General features: G+C 70.6%; 20 protein-coding genes and 1 riboswitch. Of the genes, 15 read left to right on the forward strand and 5 right to left on the reverse strand.

Translation table 11 applies throughout. The features are described 5' to 3' along the window. Positions 1-20: 20 nt before the first annotated feature. Positions 21-668: an aa3-type cytochrome oxidase subunit III gene (gene ctaE / locus ASH02_RS08975; protein ID WP_056676573.1), complete on the reverse strand. Its 648-nt coding sequence runs from the start codon at positions 666-668 to the stop codon at positions 21-23. 65 nt (positions 669-733) lie between these two features. Between ctaE and ASH02_RS08980 the strand changes: the two genes are divergently transcribed. From ASH02_RS08980 to ASH02_RS08995, 4 genes are read left to right on the forward strand one after another with little or no spacing between them, the layout of a single operon-like run. Next, positions 734-1,711 (forward strand): cytochrome c oxidase assembly protein, encoded by a 978-nt coding sequence (locus ASH02_RS08980; RefSeq protein WP_235530027.1) that lies wholly within the window; start codon positions 734-736, stop codon positions 1,709-1,711. A 10-nt stretch (positions 1,712-1,721) separates the two neighbouring features. Continuing rightward, positions 1,722-2,132 (forward strand): Rv3143 family two-component system response regulator, encoded by a 411-nt coding sequence (locus ASH02_RS08985; protein ID WP_056676578.1) that lies wholly within the window; start codon positions 1,722-1,724, stop codon positions 2,130-2,132. Further along, positions 2,129-3,163, forward strand: coding sequence for an anthranilate phosphoribosyltransferase (trpD, locus tag ASH02_RS08990; RefSeq protein ID WP_056676581.1), 1,035 nt, complete (start codon positions 2,129-2,131; stop codon positions 3,161-3,163). Before ASH02_RS08985 ends, trpD begins: the two co-directional genes overlap by 4 nt. A 48-nt stretch (positions 3,164-3,211) precedes the next feature. After that, the gene (locus ASH02_RS08995) at positions 3,212-3,721 is read left to right on the forward strand and encodes an OsmC family protein (RefSeq protein WP_057294619.1); all 510 of its coding nucleotides are present in this window, start codon (positions 3,212-3,214) and stop codon (positions 3,719-3,721) included. A 4-nt stretch (positions 3,722-3,725) separates the two neighbouring features. On the opposite strand, the gene ASH02_RS09000 is transcribed toward ASH02_RS08995, so the two are convergent. The 3 genes from ASH02_RS09000 to ASH02_RS09010 form a co-directional block, all read right to left on the reverse strand. Beyond that, positions 3,726-4,346 (reverse strand): YgjV family protein, encoded by a 621-nt coding sequence (locus ASH02_RS09000; protein ID WP_057294620.1) that lies wholly within the window; start codon positions 4,344-4,346, stop codon positions 3,726-3,728. Positions 4,347-4,410: 64 nt separating this feature from the next. Then, entirely contained in the window at positions 4,411-4,689 is a 279-nt protein-coding gene (locus tag ASH02_RS09005) for an Lrp/AsnC family transcriptional regulator (protein WP_056676591.1), read from the reverse strand. 59 nt (positions 4,690-4,748) lie between these two features. Then, positions 4,749-6,530 (reverse strand): DEDD exonuclease domain-containing protein, encoded by a 1,782-nt coding sequence (locus ASH02_RS09010; protein ID WP_056890791.1) that lies wholly within the window; start codon positions 6,528-6,530, stop codon positions 4,749-4,751. A gap of 91 nt (positions 6,531-6,621) precedes the next feature. On the opposite strand from ASH02_RS09010, the gene ASH02_RS09015 reads away from it, so the two are divergent. The 6 genes from ASH02_RS09015 (at position 6,622) to ASH02_RS09040 (ending at position 12,435) form a co-directional block, all read left to right on the forward strand. Then, entirely contained in the window at positions 6,622-6,882 is a 261-nt protein-coding gene (locus ASH02_RS09015) for a hypothetical protein (protein ID WP_056676597.1), read from the forward strand. A 3-nt stretch (positions 6,883-6,885) separates the two neighbouring features. Further along, a complete protein-coding gene (locus ASH02_RS09020) occupies positions 6,886-8,190 on the forward strand; it encodes an NYN domain-containing protein (protein WP_056676600.1) in 1,305 nt (434 codons plus the stop codon). Between the two features lie 145 nt (positions 8,191-8,335). Continuing rightward, complete coding sequence (locus tag ASH02_RS09025) at positions 8,336-8,542, forward strand: hypothetical protein (RefSeq protein ID WP_056676602.1); 207 nt, start codon at positions 8,336-8,338, stop codon at positions 8,540-8,542. Between the two features lie 206 nt (positions 8,543-8,748). Next, positions 8,749-8,925, forward strand: a riboswitch (cyclic di-AMP (ydaO/yuaA leader). Between the two features lie 11 nt (positions 8,926-8,936). Further along, positions 8,937-9,932: a C40 family peptidase gene (locus ASH02_RS09030; RefSeq protein ID WP_057294621.1), complete on the forward strand. Its 996-nt coding sequence runs from the start codon at positions 8,937-8,939 to the stop codon at positions 9,930-9,932. Positions 9,933-9,988: 56 nt separating this feature from the next. Beyond that, a complete protein-coding gene (locus ASH02_RS09035) occupies positions 9,989-11,176 on the forward strand; it encodes a hypothetical protein (RefSeq protein WP_156393494.1) in 1,188 nt (395 codons plus the stop codon). Next, a complete protein-coding gene (locus ASH02_RS09040) occupies positions 11,173-12,435 on the forward strand; it encodes a M48 family metallopeptidase (RefSeq protein ID WP_235532483.1) in 1,263 nt (420 codons plus the stop codon). The genes ASH02_RS09035 and ASH02_RS09040 overlap by 4 nt, the downstream gene beginning before the upstream one ends. A gap of 76 nt (positions 12,436-12,511) precedes the next feature. Here the strand turns inward: ASH02_RS09040 and ASH02_RS09045 are convergent, their stop codons facing one another. Beyond that, a complete protein-coding gene (locus tag ASH02_RS09045; RefSeq protein WP_056676610.1) occupies positions 12,512-14,299 on the reverse strand; it encodes an AMP-dependent synthetase/ligase in 1,788 nt (595 codons plus the stop codon). 123 nt (positions 14,300-14,422) lie between these two features. On the opposite strand from ASH02_RS09045, the gene ASH02_RS09050 reads away from it, so the two are divergent. The 5 genes from ASH02_RS09050 to ASH02_RS09070 are packed head-to-tail and all read left to right on the forward strand — an operon-like array spanning position 14,423 to position 18,351. After that, positions 14,423-14,860: an SRPBCC family protein gene (locus tag ASH02_RS09050; protein WP_056676613.1), complete on the forward strand. Its 438-nt coding sequence runs from the start codon at positions 14,423-14,425 to the stop codon at positions 14,858-14,860. Positions 14,861-14,876: 16 nt separating this feature from the next. Then, on the forward strand, positions 14,877-16,046 hold the full coding sequence (locus tag ASH02_RS09055; RefSeq protein ID WP_056676616.1) for an ArsA family ATPase: 1,170 nt from the start codon (positions 14,877-14,879) through the stop codon (positions 16,044-16,046). Next, positions 16,043-16,456: a hypothetical protein gene (locus ASH02_RS09060; RefSeq protein WP_056676619.1), complete on the forward strand. Its 414-nt coding sequence runs from the start codon at positions 16,043-16,045 to the stop codon at positions 16,454-16,456. Before ASH02_RS09055 ends, ASH02_RS09060 begins: the two co-directional genes overlap by 4 nt. 4 nt (positions 16,457-16,460) lie before the next feature. Beyond that, positions 16,461-17,402 carry an ROK family glucokinase gene (locus tag ASH02_RS09065; protein WP_056676621.1) on the forward strand — a complete coding sequence of 314 codons (942 nt, stop codon included), beginning with the start codon at positions 16,461-16,463 and terminating at the stop codon, positions 17,400-17,402. 4 nt (positions 17,403-17,406) lie between these two features. After that, positions 17,407-18,351, forward strand: a complete 945-nt coding sequence (locus ASH02_RS09070; protein WP_056676624.1) for an ROK family protein — start codon at positions 17,407-17,409, stop codon at positions 18,349-18,351. The last annotated feature ends 50 nt before the right edge of the window (positions 18,352-18,401 follow it).

Genomic DNA, 18,401 nt, shown 5'->3' on the forward strand with positions numbered 1-18,401 from the left:
AGGTCCTAGATCTTTCGGGCTTACTTGATCAGATAGATGGTCGCGAACAGCGCGATCCAGACGACGTCGACGAAGTGCCAGTAGTAGGACACGACGATCGCGCTCACCGCCTGCTCGTGGGTGAACTTGCGCGCGAGGTAGGTCCGTCCGAGGACGAACAGGAAGGCGATGAGGCCGCCGGTCACGTGGATGCCGTGGAAGCCGGTGGTCAGGTAGAAGACCGTGCCGTAGGCGTTGGCCGGGATGGTGAGGCCCTCGTGGATGAGCTCGGCGTACTCGGTGGCCTGACCACCGATGAAGACGGCGCCCATGATGAACGTGAGGATGAACCACTCCCGCAGGCCCCAGCCCTTCACGTTGAAGACAGAGCCCGTGCGCCCGACCTGGCCGCGCTCGGCGGCGAAGACGCCCAGCTGGCAGGTCACCGACGAGAGCACCAGGATCGTGGTGTTCGCCGAGGAGAACGGGATGTTCAGGAGCTCCGTCTCGCTCGCCCACAGGGCAGAGCTCTGGGCCCTGATCGTGAAGTAGCACGCGAACAGCGCAGCAAAGAACATCAGCTCACTGGAGAGCCAGATGATCGTGCCTACGCTGACCATGCTGGGACGGTCATGATGCCCGTGAAGACGGGACGCCGGAATCGCAGTTGCAGTCGCCACGGGCCTCATTATGTCTGTACCGCGGCCGGAGGGCACCCCGACCCCCTGATCTTGGGCGTCATAAAGTTCACACCGTGGACTTTCCCCGTGTGATCGCGCCTTTCACGGCCGGTGTCGACCTCCCCGAATTCACTTTCGGGCGTGTCTTCACCGCCTGGACCCTGGACCCGTTGCTCTTCATTGGAGCAGTCTGGGTGACCGGGCTCTACCTGACCGGAGTCGTGGTGCTGAGGCGCCGTGGCGACCACTGGCCGATCGGGCGGACGCTGGCCTTCGTGGTGGCCGGCATGGGCGGCTTCCTCTTCGTGACCGCCTCGGGGGTGTCGACGTACGACACGACGCTGCTGAGCGTGCACATGGTGCAGCACATGATCCTGTCGATGTGGGTGCCGTTGTTCCTGGCGCTGGGCGCTCCGGTGACGCTCGCCCTGCGCACCCTGCCCGGCACGTCGAGCAGGGGTCCCCGCGGGTGGCTGCTGATCGCCCTGCACTCGCGGGTAGCGGCGGTGCTCGCCTTCCCGCCGCTGGCCTTCGCGCTCTACGTGCTCTCGCCGTGGGCGCTCTACTTCTCCGGTTGGTACGACGCCTCGCTGAGCTCGACGTACGTCCACGAGATCATGCACGTGCACCTGGTGACGGTGGGTGCCCTGTTCTTCTGGCCGCTGCTCGGCATCGATCCGGTCCCGGGACGCGTGGGCTACCCGTTCCGCCTGCTGCTGATCGTCCTGACACTGCCGTTCCACGCGTTCCTCGGGATCACGATCATGGACCAGCAGTCGATGATCGGCGGCGACCACTACCGGGAGCTCCGCGAGGGCCCGATGGGCTCCTGGCTCCCGTCCATCGCCTCCGACCAGCACCTGGCCGGCGGCATCCTCTGGGCCTCGGGTGACCTGATCGGGTTGATCTTCTTCGGGGTGCTGTTCACCCAGTGGGTGCGCGCGTCGATCGCCGAGGCGAGGCGCGAGGACCGCCGGCTGGACCGCGAGGAGGCCCGGGCCGAGAACGCGTCGAAACCACCTCGCGAGACCACCGGCACCGACGCCGGATAGCATCGACACCGTGACCGACACCACTGCGCCCCCGCTCCAGATCCTGGTCTACAGCGACGACGTCAACATCAGGCAGCAGGTGATCCTCGCCCTCGGCCGCCGTCCGCACCCCGACCTGCCCGAGTTCGAGTACGTCGAGGTCGCCACCGAGCCCGTCGTGATCCAGCACATGGACGCCGGCAACGTCGACCTCGCGATCCTCGACGGCGAGGCGGTCCCGGCGGGCGGCATGGGCATCGCCAAGCAGCTCAAGGACGAGATCTACGAGTGCCCGCCCGTGCTGGTGCTGACCGGTCGGCCGCAGGACGCCTGGCTGGCCACGTGGTCGCGGGCAGAGGCCGCCGTGTCGCACCCGATCGACCCGATCCAGCTCGCCGAATCCGTGATCGGGCTGCTCCGCTCACGGGTGCCGGCCACGTGAGCGCCCTGACCTGGCCCGACGTACTCACCACGGCGATCGGTCGCACGGACCTGTCCGCCGAGCAGACCCGCTGGGCCATGGGCGAGATCCTCTCCGGGTCGGCCACGCCGTCGCAGATCGCCGCCTTCGCGGTCGCGCTGCGCACCAAGGGCGAGACCGTCGAGGAGGTCACCGGACTGGTTGACGCGATGTTCGAGAAGGCCACGCCCCTGAAGATCCCCGGTCGCAGCGTCGACATTGTGGGCACCGGTGGTGACCGTTCCTTCTCGGTGAACATCTCGTCGATGTCGGCGATCGTCGCGGCCGGCGCAGGTGCCCTGGTGGTCAAGCACGGCAACCGGTCGGCCTCGTCGAAGTCGGGTTCCGCCGACGTGCTCGAAGCAATGGGGGTCCGACTCGACCTCGCACCGGACGCCGTCGCCGAGGTCGCGGCCAAGGCCGGGATCACCTTCTGCTTCGCGCCGATCTTCCACTCGGCCCTGCGCCACGCCGGCGTGCCGCGCAAGGAGCTCGGCATCGCCACGTTCTTCAACATCCTCGGTCCGTTGTCCAACCCGGCCCAGCCGGCGGCCGCGGCCATCGGCTGCGCCTTTCCCGACATGCCCCCGGTGCTGGCCGGTGTCTTCGCCCACCGTGGCGTCGACGCCCTGGTCTTCCGAGGCGACGACGGGCTCGACGAGCTGACCACGACGACGACGTCCTCCGTCTGGGCCGTGCGCAACGGGTCGATCGAGCAGTCCAGCATCGATCCCCGAGAGCTGGGCATTCCGCTGGCCACCGCCGAGGACCTCCGGGGCGGCGACACCGCGCACAACGCCGACGTCATTCGCCGGGTCCTCGACGGAGAGCCCGGACCGGTCCGGGACGCCGTCGTGCTCAACGCGGGTGCGGCCCTCGCGGTGCACGCGGGCGAGACCGACGACGTCGCCGAGGGCGTGGCGGCCGGCATGGAGCGGGCCCGTGCGGCGATCGACAGCGGTGCCGCCAAGGCTGCCCTGGCCCGCTGGGTCAGCGCCTGCGCCGAGGCCTGAGCCCGACACTTCGCCCCTCCGGGGCCGTTTCCGTGCTCCCATGGACGCATGGATGCCGAGGAACTGCGAGCCGCGCAGGCGCCGCTCAAGGCGCGCTACCGCACGAACCCGTCCGACGCCGTCACCCCGGTGTCGGCCGTCGCTGACTACCGGGACGACGGGGTCACCTGCACCGTCGAGGGATTCGCCGGGCCGGTCCGGGCCGGCCTGCACCCGGCCACCGGTGGCACCGGCGACGACGCCTGCAGTGGCGACCTGTTGCTCGAAGCGCTTCTTGCGTGTGCCGGGGTGACGCTCCGTGCCGTCGCGACGGCGTACGGCGTGGAGATTGCCGGCGCCCACCTGCGGGTGGACGGCACCTTCGACGCCCGGGGCACCCTCGGCCTCGACCGCGACGCACCCGTCGGGGTCTGCGACGTCGTGGTGGACGCCGAGCTGGAGACCAGCGCCGACGACGCGCTCCTCGCGAAGCTGGCCGCGGCCACCGAGCGCTACTGCGTCGTGGGTCGCAGCCTGACCACGCCGCCGACGTTCGTCGTACGTCGGGCCGGGGAGTGACCGGCTACACGTCGAGCGCGTACGACGAGCCGTCGTGGGTGAAGCCGAGCCTGTCGTAGTACGGGCCGACCATGGTGGGAGAGGTGACCACGCGCCGGATGCCGCGGTCGCGGAGCAGGCTGCTGCTGCGCCACACGAACCGGCCGGGCGAGAAGTCGCGGAATCGCGGCGTCACGTAGTCGAGTCGCACGTGGGCGGTGCCGGCGTCGACGGCCAGCACCACGACGCCGACGGTCTCCTGGCCCTTCTGGACGAGGAAGACGGTGTCGTCTGACGCAGGAGTGTCGAAGTCCGGCTGGAACCTCACGATGTCGGCCCGGTTGCCGCGCAGCACGTGGGCGACGTACGCGTCGTCGGGCCGGACCTCGAGCACCTCGAAGACTGTGGCGTCGTCACGCGCCGAGACCAGCCTCACGATGAACCAGAGGTTGATCACGCTGAGCACGATGTTCATGGCGAGCATCGGCCAGATCTCCAGGAGCCCGTTGAACACGGCCAGCACGAGACAGGCGACCAGGTTGAGCACCCGGAAGCGCAGCACGCGGGCCTGCATCAGGGAGAAGACCAGCAGTGTGCTGCCACCCCACCCGAGGATGTCGAGCCAGTGGTCGGAGAGCCAGTCCATGGGCGAAGGCTAGCGGCGTCCTCGGGTCGACGTGGGGAGATGCTGCTGGCCGCAGCCGCTGCGGTCAGTCCAGGCCGAGGGAGAACGCGGACTCGAGGTCGTGCTGGGAGTAGGCACGGAACGCGATGTGCGTCTCGGTGGCGGTGACCCCGTCGACCTTGTTGAGGCGATCGGCGACGACGTCGGCGACGTCGTCGTGGTTCTTCACGCGCACCAGGGCGATCAGGTCGATCTCCCCGGTGACCGAGTAGACCTCGCTGACCCCTTCGAGGGCGGCGATCGACTCGGCGACCTCGGGGATGCGGGAGACGTCGGCGTGGACGAAGACGATGGCGGTGATCACACGGTCAACGGTAGCGGGTGACCCGGACGGGCGTGGACCGACTCAGGGTGGATGCGGGGTCACCGGGCGGGCTGGTGGACGGTCGTGATGTCGCGGCGGTCGTCGAAGGGCACGAGGGACAACCGCGACTGGTTCACCGCGTCGTGCAGGGCGAGGTGGCGGCGCGCACCACGCAGCGGGCAGGTCCATTCGCCGTCGACGTCGACCAGGCGGATGCCGTCGGACTCGAGCCAGGTGAGCACCTTCTCGGACTCCTCGGCCGAGGCGGCGGGCACCGGGCCGGGTGCGTCGGCGACGGCCTCGGCGGAGGCCTTCAGGTCGGCGACGAACTGGTGGGCGTCGGTGCCGGCGGGGATCACGCCGGCGGCCGCCAGGCGCCCGTGGCGCACCACGTGCACCGACCAGCGACCGTTGTCCTCGCGGCGGGCCGCGACCACCTCGGTGCACCGGGACAGGGCGGAGAGCCGCTGGGTGCGGGCCGCGGCGCGGAGGAACGAGGCCAACCGGTCGCGGTGCACCCCGGCCTCCTCGAAGCGCTCGTCGTCGGCGAGCTGGGCCATGCGTTGGTTGATCGTCTCGACGACCTCGTCGGGGTCGTGGAGCAGTGTGTCGCGCAGCCTGCTGACCACGGCGGCGTACGCCGACTCGTCGGTGCTGCCGTCGCAGGGCGCGAGGCAACGGTCCATCTCGGCCAGCACACAGGGGGAGCGGGTGGGGGTGGCGCCGAGCCGGTCGGTGCACTGGCGGATCGGGAACGCCTCGTGCAGGGCGGCCAACGAGCGCTCGGCGGTCTGCCGCGACGAGAAGGGTCCGAGGTAGTCGGCGTCGTCGTCGAGCACCTTGCGGACCAGGGACAGCCTCGGCCACGTTTCGCGGGTGAGCTTGAGGAAGTGCACCTTCTCGGGAAAGCGCGAGCGGCGGTTGTAGGTCGGCTTGTGCTCGGCGATCAGGCGCAGCTCGCGGACCTGGGCCTCGAGCACGGTGGCGCACTCGATGCCGGTGACCTTGGTGGCGAGCCGCACCATCTCACCCATGCGCGAGCGGGTCTCGGAGGCCGTGAAGTAGGAACGCACACGGGTGCGCAGGTCGCGGGACGTGCCGATGTAGAGGACCCGGTCGCTGGCGTCGCGGAAGAGGTAGACGCCCGGTGCATGGGGGAGCCGCTCGGCGAGGTGGCGCTTCTTGCGCTGCGCCGAGCTGACCCGGGAGGAGAAGGTCTGGAGCTCTTCGAGGGTGTGCACGCCGAGGGCGCCCAGGCGCTCCATCAGCCCGTGGAGCACGTCGACGGTCGCGCGGGCGTCGGAGAGTGCCCGGTGGTTGGGCGTGGTGTCGGCGTTGAACAGCACCGCCAGGGAGGAGAGCTTGCAGTTGGGGGCGTCGTCCCGGGTGATCACCCGGCGGGCCAGCTTGGCGGTGTCGAGCACCTCGAAGCGCGGCCACGGGCGTTGTTGCTGCTCGGCGAAGTGCTTGAGGAACCCGACGTCGAAGGGTGCGTTGTGGGCCACCAGCACGCAGCCGGCGGCGAACTCGAGGAACGCAGGCAGCGCGGACTCGATCGGGGGAGCGTCGGCGACCATCGAGTTGGTGATGCCGGTCAGCACGGCGATGAAGGGCGGGATGGTGTCGTGGGGGTTCACCAGGGTCTGGAACTCGCCGAGGATCTCGCCGCCGCGCACCTTGACCGCGCCGATCTCGGTGATCATCGAACCCGCCGCCGCCGAACCCCCGGTGGTCTCGAGGTCGACCACGCAGAACGTGATGTCGCGGAGGGGTCGGCCGAGCTCGTCGAAACTGCGTTGCACCTCCCATCGGGAAGGCGCACCCTGAACCGCATTGCTCATGTCCCCGACGCTAGATGTGGGCACCGACAATCCCGGCAGGGCGCGCCCCATAGGCTGGGGATGTTCGTCAAGCAACCCTGAAGGAGCCCCCGTGACCGCACAGATTCCCGACACGACCAACCGTTGGCGGTGTGGTGGGTGCGGCAACCTGACGCGCTTCGACGTGACCCGCACCCGCCGTACGGCGGAGTACTGGCACTTCGACCTGTCCGGGGAGCCGGTCGTCGAGAGCACCGAGGTGAAGGCCGAGACCGTCGAGTCGGTGTCCTGCCGCTGGTGCGGTCGCGACGACGCGATCGAGCTGATCGACCGCAACGAGGCGGCCGTGTCCGAGGACCCGGCCAAGGACTGACCCATGGCGACGGACGCAGCGGAGCGGACCGGCGGGCAGATGCCCGAGCCGGTGCGCGCCCGCGTGCTCTCCCTCGCCGCCGACGCCCTGCCGAAGGTGAGCGAGCTGCCGGCCTCCCTGCGCAAGGTCGCGTCCTTCGCCCCCAACCGCCGGGCCCGGCTCGGCGGCACCCAGATCGCGGCGGCCCTCGAGACCGACGACGACTTCCGCGGCCACCTCTCCACCCAGGTCGCGGCCACCCAGCCCGACCTCGCGGAGGCGATCGGCGACGGTGTCGCCCCCGAGGCGGCTGACCCGGTGGAGCTGGCGGCGTTCCTGTGGCTCCTGCGTCCGGAGGGGTGGGAGGCTTCGTACGCCGACGCGTGTGCGCGCACCGTCACCGGTGAGGCCACCGTCGACACTGCCCAGCTCGAGCGGCTCCAGACGAAGGTCGACCAGGCCGAGGGGCGCATCAAGCAGCTCAAGGCCGAGCACAAGGACCAGGTCGCCGAGCTCAAGACCGAGAACGCGTCCCTGCGTCGCAAGCTGGGGGAGGCCCGGGCCTCCGGACGCTCGACCAGCGCCGATGCCGAGAAGGCGATCGTGCTGGCCGAGGAGGTGCGACTCAAGGCGGAGGCCGGCCTGGCCAGTGCCGAGTCCGAGTCCCGACGCCTGCGCGCCCAGGTCGAAGAGCTCCAGGCCACGTTGTCGGCCGCCCGCCGCGAGGTGCGCACCGACAAGGACGCCGCCACCCTCCGTGCCCGGGTCCTGCTCGACACCTTGCTCGATGCCGGCCAGGGACTGCGCCGCGAGCTGGCCCTGCCGACCGTCACCGGCTCTCCGGCGGACGCCGTCGAGGCCGACCTCGCGCTCGCCGGCACGCGTACGCCGAGCGCGGCCGGCTCGCTGGGCCCGTCCAGCCCGGCGCTTCTCGAACAGTTCCTCGCCATGCCCCGGGCGCGGCTGATCATCGACGGCTACAACGTCAGCAAGACGGCCTGGCCCGACTCGACGCTCGAGGCCCAGCGGATCCGCCTCCTCAACGGGCTCGCGCCGTTGATCGCGCGCACCGGGGTCGACACCACCGTCGTGTTCGACGCGGCAGCGCAGTCCTCGCGCGGCCCGGTCAACGCGCCCCGCGGCGTCAAGGTGCTCTTCAGTCCCGAGGGCGTCATCGCCGACGACGTCATCCGCGACCTCGTCGCGGCCGAGCCCCAGGGACGGGTCGTGGTGGTCGTCTCCTCCGACCGGGAGATCGCCGGCGACGTACGCCGGTCCGGTGCCAAGCCGATGGCCTCGTCGGCGCTCGTGGCCCTCCTCGCCCGCTGAGCCCCGAGACCGCCCCGCGGTCGGGCCGACCGGCCCGCTGCCCGGTGTGTGGTCCGGCGGTCCCGGACCGTTGTCGGTGGTCCCTGCCAGAGTGCGTCACAGCCGGGAACTTCCCCTCCCGGACCGATGAGAGACGAGGACACCCATGACCTTGCGAATCGACTGTGACAGCTGCGAAGTCCGCGGCCTGGCCTGCCACGACTGTGTGGTGACCGTGCTGCTCGGGCCGCCGCCCGAGCTGGCGTTCGACGACGACGAGCAGCGGGCCCTCGACGTACTCGCCGACTCGGGCCTGGTGCCGCCGCTGCGCATGGTGACGCCGCTGGCCGGTCCTGAGGTCGAGTCCGCCTGAGCCCGCCTCCCGCCCGGCCTGCCCCGGCCGAGCCGACAGCTCCCACGCTGCCTCGCGTGGGGCTGGTGTGACGCATGACACGTCACGGCGCGCCGCCGTGGCATGAAACACCCCGCGACATCCGCTCCGAGGGTTTGCCGCGGAGTGCAACCACGTCTAATCTTGCTGCTTCAGGTGCCCGTACCAGTTGGTCAAACAGGACCGGCTCGGGTGCCACGCCGAATTCGATGCCGAGGACGGGGAAGTCCGAGGCGGAGAAACCGGGGACCCACGTATCCCTGGGGTGAATCACACGCAAGGCGGAGCGATCCGTGGAGCGTGTGTAGGGCTTCTTTGTGCCCGAACCCGTCAGCTCACCCGGTAGGCGTCGACAAAGAGGGAGTACGTCCGCTACATGCACCACGGACGGAAGCGCATTCTTGCTGGCCTGGCCAGCAGCGCCATTGCAGTCATCGGCATCACCGCCATCCCCGCAGCGCCGGGCAACGCCGAGCCTGACATCGACGATGTCAAGGCCCGCGTCGACAAGCTCTACCACCAGGCAGAGCAGGCCTCCGAGCGCTCCAACGACGCAAAGCTCAAGCTCGACGACCTCGAGGCCGACCTCGCCGCCCTGAAGGCCGACGAGAAGAAGCAGCAGGCCAAGGTCGACTCGATGACCAGCACGGTCAGCGACGCCGTGGCCGCGCAGTACGAAGGCCAGGACATCTCGACGACCGGCCAGTTGGTGCTCTCCAACAGCCCCGACGCGTTCCTCTCCGACCTCAACACGGTCTCGAGCTACAACGACGTGCAGGCCGACACGGTCGCGGACTACACCCGTGAGACCGACTCCCTGGAGATCCGCCGCGAGGCGACCCAGGAGCGCGCCGACGAGCTCGCCGACGCCCAGGCCGACCTCGAGGAGAACAAGGACGAGGCCGACGCCAAGCTCGCCGAGGCCAAGGAGCTGCTCGGCAAGCTCGAGGAGGAGGAGCGGGCCCGGCTCGACACCGAGGCCAGCCGCGGCACCACGCGTCTGCCCGCCAACGTGCCGGCCTCCGGCCGTGCCGCCGCTGCCGTGAACTACGCGATGGCCCAGGTCGGCGACGCCTACGTCTACGGCGCAGCCGGCCCGAGCGCGTTCGACTGCTCCGGCCTGACCATGATGGCGTGGGCGCAGGCCGGCGTCGGCCTGCCGCACTCCTCGAGCGCCCAGATGGGCTCCGGCACCAGCGTCTCCTCGGGCGACCTGCAGCCCGGCGACCTGGTGTTCTACTACAGCCCGGTCAGCCACGTCGGCATGTACATCGGCAACGGCATGATCGTGCACGCGGCCAACCCGGGCAGCGGCGTCACCACCGCCGGCGTCTTCTCCATGCCGTACTCCGGCGCAGTCCGCCCGGGCTGATCGGCACCACCCTGAACGACAGCTCAGCATCGAAGGCCGGTCGCCCACTCTGGTGGGTGGCCGGCCTTTCGCTTGCCCTCGTGGTGGGCGTGCTCGTCTTCTGGCTCCGCCAGGACGACGACGCCGAGACGCCGCGGGTCCTGGACTCACCGTCGGCCCGCCAGGACCTCGCCGCCGCGGCGCTGGCGGACCTGCAGACGGCGGTCGGCGCGCGTGACAGGGCGCGACTCCACCCTGACGCCGGCGAGCTGGCCGAGACCGCGGTCGACAACGCCGAGGAGCTCCGGGTCGCCGGCTTCACCGCCCGCTACGTCGACGAGGATGCCGCTCTCACCGCCACACTCCCGGACGGACAGTGGGCCGCCGCGGTGGACACCACCTGGCGGTTCGCCGGCTACGACCCGCGTGAGGCCCACGCCGAGGTCACGTTCGTCTTCGCGCGCGAGGGCGATCACGCGGTGCTTGTCGACGTCGGTGGCGGCGGTCGCCGTACGCCCCTGTGGCTTGCCACCGCGCTCAACGTCAGCCGCACTCCGCAGGCGCTCGTGATGGCAGCGGGGGACCAGCCCGTCAACCGGTTCGCGCGGCAGGCCCGGGTGGCGGTGCGGGCGGTCGGGAAGGTCCTCCCGCCGTGGCGACAGAAGCTCGTGATGGTGGTGCCGGAGTCCGACGAGCAACTCGACGAGGTGCTGGCCGCCGACCCGGGGGAGTACGCCGAGATCGCCGCGGTGACCACCACGGTGGACGGGTCGCTCTCTCCGTCGGCGCCGGTGCACGTCTTCGTGAACCCGGAGGTCTTCTCGGGGCTACGACGCAACGGCGCCCAGGTGGTCACCACCCACGAGCTCGTGCACGTGGCCACGGGCGCCGCGACCGCGTCGAACACGCCGCTGTGGCTGCTCGAGGGCTTCGCCGACTACGTGGCGCTGCGCGACGTCACCCTGCCCCTGTCAGTCACCGCGGGCCAGGTCCTGGCGCAGGTACGCCGGGACGGGGCACCCCGGCACCTGCCGGCGGGCAACGAGTTCGACACGCACACCACCCACCTCGGAGCGTCGTACGAGGCCGCGTGGCTGGCCTGTCGGCTGCTGGCGCAGACTGGTTCCGAGCAGGACCTGCTGAGGCTGTACGACGAGGTGTCGGACGGCGCACCGGTGGGTGCTGCACTCCAGCAGGTCTACGGATTCGGCGAGAAGGAACTGGTGCAACGGTGGCGCAGGGAGCTCGAGAGACTGGCACGGTGATCGCGGGGGAGCAGCGGACCAGCCTCGTGACCCGTCGGCAACTGTGGGTGCTGACCGTGGGCGGAGCGTTGCTCTTCGTGCTGGTCGCGGCCGTGCTCGTGCCGTGGCAGCCGGTCCCGGGAGGCGCTCCCGATCCCGTTCCGGCCACCGACGTGCTCACGAGGGCACAGCTGGAGCGCGGTGAGGAGTTCGCGCGCCTGTCGCGCATCCTGAGCTGGTCGTCGCTCGCCGTCTCGCTCGTGGTCTCGTGCGTGCTCGGCTTCACCCGGCTCGGCACCCGGCTCCTGGGCCGTCGGTCCTGGCCGTGGCCGGTCACGGTCGTCGGGCTCACCGCTGCCGTGCTCGTCATCGGACGGCTGGCGACGCTGCCCTTCGCGGTGGCCCTGCGCGACCACCGTGTGGACTACGGGCTCACCACGCAGGGGCTGGGCGGCTGGGCGCTCGACCAGGTCAAGGGGCTCGGCCTCGCGATCGTGTTCACCTCGATCGCCCTGCTCGTGCTCTTCGGCTGCGTCCGGCGCTGGCGCACCTGGTGGCCCGCCGTCGTGGCCGGCATCTACGTCGTCCTCCTCCTGGGCGGTTCGTTCCTCTACCCCGTGGTGGTCGAGCCTGTGTTCAACGACTTCTCGTCGATGCCCGACGGGCCCATGCGCCAGGAGATCCTGGCCCTGGCCGACCAGGAGGGTGTCGCGGTCGACGACGTGCTGGTCGCCGACGCCTCGCGTCGTACGACGACCCTGAACGCCTATGTCTCCGGCTTCGGCGGCACCCGGCGCGTGGTGGTCTACGACAACCTGGTCGACCACCAGCCCGACGAGCAGGTGCTCTCGGTGGTGGCCCACGAGCTCGCCCACGCCAAGCACGACGACGTGCTGGTCGGCACCGCGCTCGGTGCCTTCGGCGCACTGGTCGGGGTGGGCCTGCTCGGACTGATCATGGGCCGACCGGGCCTTCGCCGACGGGCCGGCATCGAGGGACTGGCCGACCCCCGCGCCGTGGCGACCGTGCTGGCGCTGCTGGCGTTGGCGACCTTCTTCGTCAGCCCGGTCGAGAACACGATCAGTCGCAGGATCGAGATGCGCGCCGACGTGGACGCACTCGCGGTCACCCCGGCCTCGGCCATGGTGGACCTGCAACGCGAGCTGTGCCTGGGCGCGGTGTGCGACCCGACGCCACCGGCGTGGTCGCAGTTCTGGTTCGGCAGCCACCCCACGGCCCTGGAGCGCGTCGCGGTGGCCCGCAAGATCGGCAAGAAGTGACCCGCCTGAAATGACCCGCCTGAAATGAACGCGGTGCCCCCGACCTGTCGGCCGGAGGCACCGCGAAGGGTGTGGATCAGTGGCCGTAGAGCGCGGCCACGTCGGCGCGGTGCTCGCGCATGACGACGTTGCGCTTCAGCTTGAGCGACGGCGTGAGCTGGCCGTCCTCCTCGGTCCAGTCCATCGGCAGGATGGTGAACTTGCGGATCGACTCGGCCTTGGAGACGGCGTTGTTGGCGTCGTCGACCGCTGACTGAACTGCGGCGCGGAGGTCCTCGTCGTCGACCAGGTCGGCGATCGACCCGCTCTTGCCGTTCTCGAGCGCCCAGTGCGGGAAGGACTCCGGGTCGATGGTGACCAGCGCGCCGATGAAGGGCTCCCCGTCGCCGACCACGATGCACTGGCTGATCAGGGCGTGGGCGCGCAGGCGGTCCTCGAGCACGGCCGGGGCGACGTTCTTGCCGCCGGCGGTCACCAGGATCTCCTTCTTGCGGCCGGTGATGCGGACGAAGCCCTCGTCGTCGAGCTCTCCCACGTCACCGGTGTGGAACCAGCCGTCGGTCAGCGCCTCGGAGGTGGCCTGCTCGTTGTCCCAGTAACCGGCGAAGACCTGGCCGCCCTTGAAGAGCAGCTCGCCGTCGTCGGCGATGCGGGCGGACGTGCCACCGAGCGGGCGTCCCACGGTGCCGACCTTCTGGGCGTCGGGCAGGTTCACGGTCAGCGCCGCCGTGGTCTCGGTCAGGCCGTAGCCCTCGAGGATCACCAGGCCGATGCCGCGGTAGAAGTGGCCCAGGCGCTCACCGAGTGGTGCGCCACCGGAGACGGCGTACAGGCATTCGCCGCCGAGGGCGTTGCGGAGCTTGCCGTAGACGAGCCGGTCGAAGAGTGCGTGCTGGGCGCGGATCCGGAGGGGCACCCGACCGCCGTCCTGCGCGCGGGACCAGGCGATCGCCGTGTCGGCGGCACGCTGGAAGATCTTGCCCTTGCCGTCGGCCGACGCCTTCTGCGACGCGGTGTTGAAGACCTTCTCGAACACGCGGGGCACGGCGAGGATGAACGTCGGCTTGAACACGCCGAGGTCGTCCACGAGGTTCTTGATGTCGGCCGAGTGGCCCATGCGGACCCGTGCCTTGACGCAACCGACCTGGATGATCCGGGCGAACACGTGGGCCAGCGGCAGGAACAGCAGCGTCGAGCCGTTCTCGTCCTTGAAGAGCCGGTCGAGCTCGTGCACCGCGGAACCCAGCTCGAACATGAAGTTGCCGTGGGTGAGCATGCAGCCCTTGGGGCGGCCGGTCGTCCCGGACGTGTAGATCAGGGTGGCCAGGTCGAGGGGCGTGGTCGCGCTCCGGCGCTTTTCCAGGGTCTCGTCGTCGATGTCGGCGCCCAGGCTGGTGAGTACGTCGACGGCGTTGTCGTCGATCGTCCACACGTGGTTGAGCTCGGGCAGGTTGCCGCGCAGGGCGGAGACCTTGGCCAGGTGGTCGGCGCCCTCGGCGATGACGGCCTTGGTGCCGGAGTTCTCCAGGATCCAGGCGATCTGGTCGGCGGAGGAGGTCTCGTAGATCGGCACGGTCGCGGCACCGGCGAACCAGATGGCGTAGTCGAGGAGGGTCCACTCGTAGCGGGTCTTGGAGAGGATCGCGACGCGGTCGCCGGCCTCGATGCCGGCGGCGATGAGTCCCTTGGCCACACCGGTGACCTCGGTGTGGAACTGGGCGGCGGTGACGTCGACCCAACCGTCGCCGGTCCGGCGACTGAACACGACCGAGTCGGCGTGGTCACGCGCATTGGTGACGACGTCGTCGGTCACGTTGCCAGTCGCGGGAATCTCCACGGTCAACGGCGTGGCGAACTCTCGCATGCCGGCCTCCTTCTGCACTGCATGGGAACGGTGTACGCCCGCACGTTACCGGCCATCCACGTACCGCGGGTATCCGGTAGGCTCGCGTGACTCGACACCGCCCATCTCCAAGGGGAAACACCGATGGCCGAACAGACCACGTCCTCCATCGTCATCGACGCCGAGGCGGCGTCCGTGATGGAGGTGATCGCCGACTTCCCGGCGTACCCCGCGTGGGCGAAGGGTGTGAAGACCGCCGACGTGCTCGGCACCTTCGACGACGGGCGTGCCACGCAGGTCTTCTTCGAGCTCGACGTCTCGCCGATCAAGGACGAGTACACCCTGGCCTACACCTGGCACGGCGACCGTGAGGTCACCTGGACCCTGGTCGAGGGCAAGATGCTGCGCGCGCTCGACGGCGCCTACGTCCTGCGGCCCCTCGGCGCCGGCTCCACCGAGGTGACCTACCGCCTGTCCCTCGACGTCTCGATCCCGTTGATCGGCATGCTCAAGCGCAAGGGCGAGAAGATCCTCATCGACACCGCGCTCAAGGGACTCAAGAAGCACGTCGAGTCCCTGTGACCGGTCCCGCCTGACCGTGCGCATCCTCCTCTTCACCGGCAAGGGCGGCGTCGGCAAGTCCACCGTCGCAGCCGGTACGTCGGCACTCGCTGCCGCCCGTGGCCTGCGCACCCTCGTGCTGTCAACCGACGCGGCGCACTCGCTGGCCGATGCCTTCGGCATGCCCGTCGGCGCCGAGCCGACCGAGGTGGCCGAGAACCTCTTCGTGCAGCAGGTCGACGCCCAGCGACGGTTCGAGCAGTCGTGGGCCGACATCCAGGGCTACCTGCTCTCGGTGCTCGACGTGGTCGGTGTCGACCCGGTCGCGGCCGAGGAGCTCACCGTCATCCCCGGCGCCGAGGAGGTGCTGGCCCTCCTCGAGCTGCGCCTGCACGCCCTCTCGGGCACGTGGGACGTCATCGTCGTCGACTGTGCGCCGACCGCGGAGACCCTGCGACTGCTCGCCCTGCCGGAGGCGCTCGGGTGGTACATGCAGCGGGTCTTCCCGTTCGAGCGCAAGGTGGTCAAGGCGCTCAAGCCGGTGCTGACCCGCGCGGCCGGCGTACCCATGCCCGGCGACTCCGTCTTCGACGCCGTCGAGCGGCTGCACGCCGAGCTCGACGAGGTGCGCGAACTGCTCTCCGGCCCCGACTCGAGCGTGCGGCTGGTGATGACGCCCGAGACCGTGGTGCTCGCCGAGGCCCGCCGCTCCTTCACGACGCTGTCCCTGTTCGGCTACCGCGTCGACGGCGTCGTCGCGAACCGGGTCTTCCCCGTCGGTGAGGGCGACGCGTGGCGGGCCGGCTGGGTGGAGGCCCAGGCCAAGGTGCTCACCGAGGTCGACCAGTCGTTCCCTGGACTGCCGATCTGGCGGTCGGTCTACCGCACCGGCGAGCCGGTCGGCGTCGAGGCCCTGCGCGGCCTGGCCGACGAGGTGTACGCCGGCACGGACCCGCTGGCACCACCCACCGGCAACGGGCCGATGAAGGTCACCCGCACCGAGACCGGCGCCGTCCTCGAGCTGGCACTGCCCAACGTCGAGAAGGCCGACGTCGATCTCGCGCGGCATGGCGACGAACTCGTGGTGACCGTGGGGTCGTATCGTCGTCTTCTCTCGCTGCCCGCCGGGTTGGCCCGGCACCAGGTCAGCGGCGCCAAGGTCAGCGAGGGCGCACTGCACGTCCGATTCGAGGAGAGAACAACGTGACCGACGGGGACGACACCCGCCCAGGGAGCACACCCGGACCGGACGACGTCGGTTCGGTCGCCGACGAGGCGGCCAAGCTGTTCGGTGCCCTGTCCGGTTGGGCCCGCACCCACGGCGCCGACCTCGGCGCCGGCGTCGGCGACCTCGCGGGCGCCGCGGCCCATGCCGCCCATGATGTGAACGAGCACCTCGCCACCGGCGCTGCCGAGTGCACCTACTGCCCGATCTGCCGGGCGGTCCACGTGGTGCGCGAGCTGAGCCCTGAGGTGAAGAACCACCTGGCCGTCGCGGGCGCGTCGTTGATGCACGCCGCGGCAGCGTTGATGGCCAGTGCGGTGCCCGACGACGCGAAGAAGCGTGACGACGGAGTCGAACACATCGACCTCGACGCGGACTGGCCGGAGGACTGAACACATGAGCCTGACCATCGGTGTGGACGTGGGTGGAACGAAGATCGCAGGCGGCCTGGTCGACGAGTCGGGTCAGGTGCTCGAGCAGGCCAAGGTCGAGTCACCGGCCCAGGACGCGGCGGCGATCGTCGAGTCCATCGCCGAGATGGTGTCCACCCTGCGCGCCGATCGCGATGTCGTGGGTGTGGGCATCTCGGCGGCCGGTTTCATCGACGCGGCCCGGGCGACGGTCTACTTCGCCCCGAACCTGGCCTGGCGTGACGAGGACCTGAAGGGGCGCCTCGAGGAGTCGTGCGGGCTCACCGTGGTCGTCGAGAACGACGGCAACTCCGCCGCATGGGGTGAGTTCACCTACGGTGCCGCGGTCGACGCCGACGACCTGCTGATGGTCGCGGTCGGCACCGGTGTCGGCGGCGGGATCGTGGTCGACGGCCAGCTCTACCGTGGCGGTTTCGGCATCGCCGGCGAGATCGGCCACATCCGCATCGAACGTGAGGGCCGCCAGTGCGGTTGCGGCCAGCGAGGCTGCCTGGAGCAGTACGGCTCGGGCACGTCCCTGGAGACCCAGGCCCGGGCGGCCGCCACGAAGGACGCGCGGGCCGCGTCCGCCGTACTCGAGCTGGCCGGCGGCGACGTGGAGGCCATCGAGGGCCCGATGATCACCGAGGCCGCCAAGGCCGGCGACGCATTCGCGATCGCCCGCCTTGCCGAGCTCGGCGGCTGGCTGGGTGAGGGTGCCGCGCAGCTCGCGGCAGTCATCGACCCCGGCGTGATCGTGCTCGGCGGAGGAGTGGCCGAGGCCGGCGACCTCGTGCTCGAGCCGATGCGCACGACGTACGAAGCGCAGCTGACCGGCAGCGGTCACCGCCCGGTCGCCGAGCTGCGGCTGGCCACCCTGGGCAACACGGCCGGCCTGATCGGCGCCGCCGACCTGGCTCGACGCTGACCCGATGAGCGGCGTCTGGGTCGGCATCGACATCGGGGGCACGAAGGTGCTCGCCGGCGTGGTGGACGCCGAGGGTCGCGTGGTGCGCACGTCGCGGCGCGCCACCCCGGGGCGTCGCGTCGAGGCCGACCAGGTCGAGGCGGCCCTGACCCGTGCGCTGCACGACGTCTCCGGCGACGACGAGGTGTTGGGCGTCGGCCTGGCCGCCGCCGGGTTCGTGGACGCGACCGGCGAGCGCGTGATGTTCGCCCCGCACCTGCCCTGGGTCGACGCACCGGTCCGGGCGATGCTCGAGGAGCGCTGGCAGGTGCCGGTCGCCCTCGAGAACGACGCCACCGCGGCCGCCCACGCCGAGGCGACGTACGGCGCTGCCCGCGACGTCGACGACGCGATCGTGGTGACGATGGGCACGGGCATCGGCGGTGGGGTTGTCCTCGGTCGCCGGCTGCATCGTGGCTGGAACGGCATGGCCGGCGAGTTCGGGCACATGCAGGTGGTGCCCGACGGTGCCGACTGCGAGTGCGGCGGGCGAGGCTGCTGGGAGCAGTACTCCAGCGGCAACGCGCTGGTCCGGTTCGCCCGGGAGCGGCTGGGCAGCGGCCCCTCGATCCTCGAGGACCTGTGCGGCGGGAACCCGGCCGCGATGAACGGCCCGATGGTCACGCAGGCCGCCGAGGAAGGTGACCTCCTCGCCCACGAGGCCTTCGGTCATGTCGGGGACTGGCTCGGTGTCGGGTTGGCCAACCTGGTGGCCGCCTTCGACCCCGCGCGACTCGTGATCGGCGGGGGACTCTCCGCGGCGGGCGACCGGCTCCTCGAACCGGCCCGCACCGCGCTGCTGCGCTCACTGGTGGGTGCGGGTCACCGACGCATTCCGCCGCTGGTGGCCGCGCAGCTCGGCCCCGAGGCCGGGCTCGTCGGTGCCGCCGACCTTGCCCGCCACCGCTGACCTGTCGCTGGTTCGGATCGACCTGTCGTGAGTTGGCGTGCGTGCGAAGA

It is taken from the genome of Nocardioides sp. Soil796, from assembly GCF_001429525.1.
GTDB lineage: Bacteria > Actinomycetota > Actinomycetes > Propionibacteriales > Nocardioidaceae > Nocardioides.

Bases quoted from the DNA above. Each gene is read 5' to 3' on its own strand.
- ctaE (WP_056676573.1), bottom strand. From the start codon at position 668: ATGAGGCCCGTGGCGACTGCAACTGCGATTCCGGCGTCCCGTCTTCAC.
- ASH02_RS08995 (WP_057294619.1), top strand. From the start codon at position 3,212: ATGGATGCCGAGGAACTGCGAGCCGCGCAGGCGCCGCTCAAGGCGCGC.
- ASH02_RS09000 (WP_057294620.1), bottom strand. From the start codon at position 4,346: ATGGACTGGCTCTCCGACCACTGGCTCGACATCCTCGGGTGGGGTGGC.
- ASH02_RS09010 (WP_056890791.1), bottom strand. From the start codon at position 6,530: ATGAGCAATGCGGTTCAGGGTGCGCCTTCCCGATGGGAGGTGCAACGC.
- ASH02_RS09020 (WP_056676600.1), top strand. From the start codon at position 6,886: ATGGCGACGGACGCAGCGGAGCGGACCGGCGGGCAGATGCCCGAGCCG.
- ASH02_RS09025 (WP_056676602.1), top strand. From the start codon at position 8,336: ATGACCTTGCGAATCGACTGTGACAGCTGCGAAGTCCGCGGCCTGGCC.
- ASH02_RS09030 (WP_057294621.1), top strand. From the start codon at position 8,937: ATGCACCACGGACGGAAGCGCATTCTTGCTGGCCTGGCCAGCAGCGCC.
- ASH02_RS09045 (WP_056676610.1), bottom strand. From the start codon at position 14,299: ATGCGAGAGTTCGCCACGCCGTTGACCGTGGAGATTCCCGCGACTGGC.
- ASH02_RS09050 (WP_056676613.1), top strand. From the start codon at position 14,423: ATGGCCGAACAGACCACGTCCTCCATCGTCATCGACGCCGAGGCGGCG.
- ASH02_RS09065 (WP_056676621.1), top strand. From the start codon at position 16,461: ATGAGCCTGACCATCGGTGTGGACGTGGGTGGAACGAAGATCGCAGGC.
- ASH02_RS09070 (WP_056676624.1), top strand. From the start codon at position 17,407: ATGAGCGGCGTCTGGGTCGGCATCGACATCGGGGGCACGAAGGTGCTC.